Raw genomic sequence first — 7,479 nt, forward strand, 5'->3', positions numbered from 1 at the left:
TTCTCGCTCGGTGACGCGGCCAAGTTGGTGACGGCGCGCGGCCGGTTGATGCAGGCGTTGCCGCCGGGTGGGGCGATGGTCGCGATCCAGGCGAGCGAGGACGAGGTCGTCCCGCTGCTGAATGACGCGGCGGTGGCGATCGCGGCGGTCAACGGCCCGACCTCGGTCGTGGTCAGCGGAGAGGACGCCCAAGTCGGCGCTGTCGAAGCCCACTTCACCGCACTGGGTCGGAAGACGAACCGGCTACGGGTCTCGCACGCCTTCCATTCCCCGCTCATGGACCCGATGCTGGACGCCTTCCGTGAGGTGGCCGAGAGCATCACCTACAGCAGCCCCACCGTCCCGGTCGTCTCGAACGTGACGGGCGGCCCGGCGGAGGACCTGGGCTCGGCCGGCTACTGGGTGCGGCATGTCCGTGAGGCGGTCCGGTTCGCCGACGGCGTCCGGACCCTGCACGACGAGGGGGTCACCCGCTTCGTGGAACTGGGCCCAGACGGAGTCCTGTCCGCGCTGGTGCCGACCGTGGTGGACGACGGAGTACTGGTGGTGCCGACGCTGCGACGGGAGCACGGTGAGTCCGGGACGTTGCTGACGGCGGTCGGCAGGCTGCACGCGGCCGGTGTCCCCGTCGACCGGGCCAGGCTGTTCGACGGTCGTGGGGCCCGGCGCGTCGACCTCCCCACCTACGCCTTCCGACACGAGCAGTACTGGCTCGACGTGCGGAGCTACTGGCGTGAGGCGTGGGCCGGTTCGGCGCTCGGCGGCGACGACATCGCCTCCGCGGGGCTTGAGGCCTCGGGCCACCCGCTTCTGGGCGCGGTCATCTCCTCACCCGACTCGGACGGTGTCGTCCTGACGGGACGGCTGTCGGTCCACGACCAGCCCTGGCTGCGCGACCACGAGGTGTTCGGCAACGTCGTGTTCCCGGGCAGCGGGCTCATGGAACTGGCGATCCGCGCCGGCGACCAGGTCGGCTGCGGAGCACTGGACGAGCTGACACTGGAAGCGCCTCTCGTGCTTCCGGCCGAGGGCACCGTCTCGGTGCAGGTCGTCGTGGGGAACACGGGTGAGTCGCCGGCGCGTACGGTCGCCGTCCACTCACGAACCGACATCAACGCGCCCTGGACCCGCCATGCCTCGGGCCGTGTCTCGGGTCAGGCTTCCGGCCACCTCTCCGGTCATGTCTCGGCCGGGGGCGCCGCGCCCGATCTCGCGCTTGAGCAGTGGCCGCCGACGGACGCGACCCTGGTGGACATCACCGGCCTGTACGACGACCTGGCGGAGGCGGGGCTGGAGTACGGACCGGCCTTCCGGGGGCTGCGTGCGGTGTGGCGGCGCGGCGACGAGGTGTTCGCCGAGGTCGCGCTCCCCGACCCCGAGGCGGTGGACGGCTTCGGCCTGCACCCCGCGCTCCTGGACGCCGCACTGCACGCGCTCGCGTCGGGCGACGACGACCAGGGCACAGCCCTGCCGTTCGCCTGGTCCGGGGTGGAACTGTTCGCCTCCGGTGCCACGTCACTGCGCGTCCGGCTGACCCGGACCGGTACGGCGAGCGTGTCCCTCCAACTCGCGGACCCGGCGGGCCGCCCGGTGGCGTCGGTGGAGTCGCTGACGCTGCGCGAGACGTCCGCCGCCCAGCTCGCCCTCGCCCGGCCCGCGTTCCACGAGTCGCTGTTCCGTGTCGTCTGGTCCCCGATCGAAACGCGGCCCGTCGCCGACCAGCCGTCCTGGGCGCACTGGGACACACTGACCCTCGACGCCCCCGTACCCGACGCCCGCGTACCCGAGGTCGTACTGCTGGAGCTCCCGACCGGTGACGCGAGCGCCGTGCGGCCGAGTGTCGGTCGTGCCCTCGACGTCGTGCGGTCGTGGCTGGCGGAGGAGCGGTTCGCCGACGCGACGTTGGTCGTCGCGACGCGTGGTGCGGTGTCCTCGGTGGGTGAGGATGTCACCGACCTCGCGGGTGCGGCGGTGTGGGGTCTGGTGCGGTCGGCGCAGTCGGAGAATCCCGGCCGGATCGTCCTGGTCGATCTCGACGCGTCCGCCGGGCCCGCTGACGCGGTGGCGACCGTGGCACTGGACGAGCCTCAACTGGTCGTACGCGCGGGTGTCGTGCACGCTTCCCGGTTGGCGCGTGCGGCGGTGGTGGAGGCTCCGGACGATTCCCCGTCGGTGTTCTCCGGTGACGGTGGTGCTGTCCTGGTGACGGGTGCGTTCGGTGCGCTGGGCGGTGTGTTGGCGCGGCACCTGGTGACGGGGCACGGGGTGCGTCGTCTCGTCCTGGTGGGACGCCGGGGCGCGGAGTCGCCCGGGGCGGCTGAGTTGTGTGCGGAGCTGACCGGGCTGGGTGCCGAGGTCGAGGCGGTGGCCTGTGACGTGTCGGACCGGGAAGCGGTCGCGGCGCTGGTGTCGGGCCGTGAGCTGTCGGGTGTGGTGCATGTCGCCGGGGTGCTGGACGACGGGGTGATCTCGTCGTTGACCCCGGAGCGGGTGGACGCGGTGTTGCGTCCGAAGGTGGACGCGGCCTGGCATCTGCATGAGGCGACCCGCGACATGAACCTCTCGGCGTTCGTCCTGTTCTCCTCGGCGGCGGGTGTGCTCGGGGCGCCCGGCCAGGGCAACTACGCGGCGGCGAACGGGTTCCTGGACGCCCTGGCCGCACACCGCCGGGCGAACGGCCTGCCGGCCCAGTCGCTCGCCTGGGGGCTGTGGAGCGGAGGCATGGCGGGGCAGGTCGACGACGCCGACCTCCGTCGCCTCGCCCGTACCGGCCTGAAGGCGCTGTCCGCGGAACAGGGACTCGGCCTCCTCGACACGGCCGCCACGGTGGACGAGGCCGTGCTCGTCCCGATGAGCCTGGACCTCAGGGCACTCGGCGCGGCCGGTGGCGAAGTGCCGCATCTGCTGCGCGGTCTGGTCCGGCGCCCGGTACGACGTCTCGCCGGCGGCGGAACCGGCGGAACGGGCGGAACGGGCGGGACATCGGGCCTCGGACAGCGGCTGGCCGGCCTGTCCGAGAACGAGCGGGAAGCCCTGCTGCTGGAGATCGTGCGCGGCAGCGCCGCGGCCGTCCTCGGGCATCCGGGTCCCGCGGCCATCGACCCTGCCCGCGCCTTCGGCGAGCTGGGGTTCGACTCGCTGTCGGCGGTGGAGTTCCGCAACGCGCTGAGCGAGGCGACCGGACTCCGCCTGTCGCCGACGCTCGTCTTCGACCACCCGACGCCGACCGTCCTCGCCCGTCACCTCCGGGACACGGTGACCGGCAACACCCCGGACACCCCGCTTCCCACCGTGGCCCGGGCCGACGAGCCGATAGCGATCGTGGGGATGGCCTGCCGTTTCCCGGGCGGTGTCACCGCGCCCGACGACCTGTGGCGGCTGGTGGCCGACGGCGTGGACGCGGTCTCGGACTTCCCCCGTGACCGCGGCTGGGACATCGGACGCCTCTACGACCCCGAAGGCGCCCGGCAGGACACCAGTTACGTCGACACCGGCGGGTTCCTGCACGAGGCGGCCGAGTTCGACGCGGCCTTCTTCGGGATCTCCCCGCGTGAGGCCCTCGCCATGGACCCCCAGCAGAGGCTGCTGCTGGAGACCTCCTGGGAAGCGTTGGAACGTGCCGGGATCGACCCGTCGTCCCTGGGCGGAAGCCGGACCGGTGTCTTCGCCGGAGCGATGTACCACGACTACGCGTCGAGCAGTAACACGGGCTCGGTCGCGTCGGGCCGCATCTCGTACACGCTGGGCCTGGAGGGCCCGGCGGTGACGGTGGACACGGCGTGCTCGTCGTCGCTGGTGGCGTTGCATCTTGCGGTGCAGGCGCTGCGGTCGGGGGAGTGCACGTTGGCGCTGGCGGGCGGGGTCGCGGTGATGGCGACGCCGGAGACGTTCGTCGAGTTCAGCCGTCAGCGGGGCCTGGCGCGGGACGGGCGGGCGAAGTCGTTCGCCGCCGGAGCCGATGGCACCTCGTGGGGTGAGGGCGCGGGCATGCTGCTGGTGGAGCGGCTGTCGGACGCGCGGCGCAACGGTCATCCGGTACTGGCCGTCGTCCGTGGCTCGGCGGTCAACCAGGACGGCGCGTCCAACGGACTGACCGCGCCGAACGGCCCCTCCCAACAGCGGGTGATCCGGCAGGCGTTGGCCACCGCGGGCCTGGGCGCGGCGGACGTGGACGCGGTGGAGGCGCACGGCACAGGCACGACACTCGGCGATCCGATCGAGGCGCAGGCGCTGCTGGCCACGTACGGGCAGGACCGTCCTGACGGGCGCCCGCTGTGGCTCGGCTCCATCAAGTCGAACATCGGTCACACCCAGGCGGCGGCCGGTGTGGCGGGGATCATCAAGATGGTCAAGGCCATGGACCACGGTGTCCTGCCGCGCACACTGCACATCGACGAGCCGACACCTCACGTGGACTGGACCGCGGGCGAGGTCGAGCTGCTGACGGAGGCGCGGGAGTGGCCGGAGGTGGACGGCCGTCCGCGCCGGGCGGGGATCTCCTCGTTCGGGATCAGCGGCACCAACGCCCACGTCATCATCGAAGCGGCACCCGCGCCGGCCGAGGACGACGAACGGCCGACCGGCACGCCGCTGGTGCCAAGGCTGACGCCGGCGCCAGGGCTGATGCCGGTGCCGTGGCTGGTGTCCGGACGGGACCGGGACGCGGTGACGGCCCAGGCCGCCCGGCTGCTTCAGTTCCTCCAGGACCGCCCGGAACTCGACCCGGTCGACGTCGGCTTCTCCCTGGCCACCTCGCGGGCCGCGCTGGAGCACCGCGCCGTGGTGGTGGGCGAGGACCACGCGGAACTCCTCGCCGGCCTCGACAGGCTCGCCGCAGGAGACCACAGCCACACCGGCCAGGGCCGGACGGAGGGCGCGACGGCGTTCCTGTTCTCGGGGCAGGGTGCGCAACGGGTTGGTATGGGACGGGAGTTGTACGAGGCCTTCCCGGCGTTCGCGGCAGCGCTCGACGAGGTGTGTGCGGCCCTGGACCAGCATCTCGACCGGCCGATACGCGAGGTGATGTGGTCCGAGCCGGAGTTGCTCGGCCAGACGGTGTTCACGCAGACCGGTCTGTTCGCGGTCGAGGTGGCGTTGTTCCGGCTCCTCGAATCATGGGGTGTACGGCCTGACGTCCTGGCGGGTCATTCGATCGGTGAGTTGGCGGCGGCGTATGTGGCGGGGGTGTTCTCGCTCGGTGACGCGGCCAAGTTGGTGACGGCGCGCGGCCGGTTGATGCAGGCGTTGCCGCTGGGTGGGGCGATGGTCGCGATCCAGGCGAGCGAGGAGGAGGTCGCTCCGCTGCTGGACGACGCGGCGGTGGCGATCGCGGCGGTCAACGGTGCGACCTCGGTCGTGGTCAGCGGCGCGGACGCCCAAGTCGCCGCTGTCGAAGCCCACTTCGCCGCACTGGGTCGGAAGACGAACCGGCTGCGGGTCTCGCACGCCTTCCATTCCCCGCTCATGGACCCGATGCTCGACGCCTTCCGCGAGGTTGCCGAGGCCGTCACCTACAGCGCGCCCGCCATCCCGGTCGTCTCGAACGTGACCGGCGGACCGGCTGAAGGCCTGGACTCGGCCGACTACTGGGTCCGGCACGTCCGTGAAACGGTCCGGTTCGCCGACGGCATACGGCACTTGGCGTCGGAAGGCGTCACCCGGTACGTAGAACTGGGACCCGACGCCGTCCTCGCGGCGATGGCCCAGAACTGCCTGGACGACGAGCTGTCCGTACCTCTCGCGTTCGTGCCGGTGTCGCGTAACAACCAACCCGAGTCGACCGTCCTGCTCACCGCGCTCGGACAGCTCCACATCGCGGGAGCCGCTGTCGACTGGCACGCGGTGTTCGCCGGGCGGGGAGCGCGACTGGTCGAACTGCCCACCTACGCCTTCCGACGGGACCGGTACTGGCTGGTGGACTCCGCGACGGGCGACGCCCCCGCCGCGATGGGCCTCGGCCCCGCAGAGCATCCGCTGCTCGGTGCCGTGGTCGGCCTGCCCGGCTCCGACGGGGTGGCGCTGACCGGCAGGCTGTCGGCCGGGGACCTGCCGTGGCTGGCCGACCACGAGGTGTTCGGTTCGGTACTGCTGCCGGGTACCGCCTTCGTGGAACTGGCCGTACGGGCCGGGGACCAGGTCGGCTGCGGCGTACTGGAGCAACTCACCCTGGAAGCACCGCTCATCCTGCCCGAACACGGGGTCGCGCTCCATGTGGCCGTGGGCGAGCCCGACGAGCTGGGGCGCCGCACGGTGAGCGTCCACTCGCGGCACGACGACGGCGCGACCGGTCAGGACGCATGGACCCGTCACGCCGAAGGCGTGCTGGCCGCGGGCGCCGGACAGCAGCCTGCTGCTCCGGACCACGGGACGCCGGTGAGCTCCGAGCAGTGGCCGCCCGCCGGGGCGACCCCGATCGACCTGGACGGCGTGTACGACCGTCTCGCCGAGCGTGGCTTCGGGTACGGGCCGGTGTTCCAGGGGCTGCGCGCCGCGTGGCGGGCCGGTGACGACCTGTTCGCCGAGGTCGCGCTGCCCGAGGACGAGCACGCCGAGGCAGCCGCGTACGGGATCCACCCGGCGCTGCTCGATGCCGCGCTGCACGTGATCCTGCTCGACGACGGCGAGGAGGCCCTGCTCCCGTTCGAGTGGAGCGGAGTGCACCTGCACGCCGCGGGCGCCCCGGCGCTCCGCGTCCGGGTGTCGCCGCTGGGTGGCACCGCGATGGAGCTGGCGGCCACCGACGAGGCGGGCCGGCCGCTGCTCACCGTGGAGTCGCTCGTCTCGCGGCCCATGACGCCCGAGCAGCTCACCGCGCGGGGCGGGCCGGACGACTCGCTCTTCACCGTGGCCTGGACCCCCGCGCCCGACATGCCCGTACGGCCCGACGTGAAGGCAGCGGTACTCGGCTCAGACCGCTGCGGTCTCGGCGACGCCGTGCCCGCGTTCGCGGATCTGGCCGAGCTGGCCGAGGCCGGCTGCCCCGATGTCGTGGTGTGGGCGTGCCCGTCCGGTGACGGCGGCGACGGTGACGGTGATGTCCTTGCGGGCGTCCGGTCCGTGACGCACCGTGTGCTGGACGTCGTCCAGGGGTGGCTGGCCGACGAGCGGTTCGCGGCGTCCCGCCTCATGGTGGTCACCCGCGGAGCCACGACGGCGGGCAGCGCCGGACAGCTCGCGCAGGCACCCGTCTGGGGCCTGGTCAGGGCCGCCCAGGCGGAGAACCCCGACCGGTTCGTCCTGGTGGACCTGGACGACGCACCTGTGCCGTCCACCGCCCTGGCCGCCCTGGCCGCCCTGGCCGCAGTGGCCGCCTCGGGCGAACCCGAGGCGGCGGTCCGCGCCGGGGAGATCCACGTACCTCGACTGGTCGGCGCTGAGCCGGTGGTGTCGTCGGGGTCTTCGGGGTCGCCGGGGTCGTCGGTGTGGGGTTCGGGGTGGGTGTTGGTGACGGGTGGGACGGGTGGTTTGGGTGCGTTGGTG

General features: G+C 72.8%; 1 protein-coding gene. It reads left to right on the top strand.

The genetic code is table 11. The annotated features are described in order from the left end of the window. Positions 1–7,479, top strand: a 7,479-nt coding sequence (locus IE278_RS41365) for a type I polyketide synthase (protein ID WP_189780186.1), incomplete at both ends; no start/stop codon positions are given.

The sequence above is a fragment of the Streptomyces tauricus genome (assembly GCF_014650955.1).
GTDB classification, from domain to species: Bacteria; Actinomycetota; Actinomycetes; order Streptomycetales; family Streptomycetaceae; genus Streptomyces; species Streptomyces tauricus.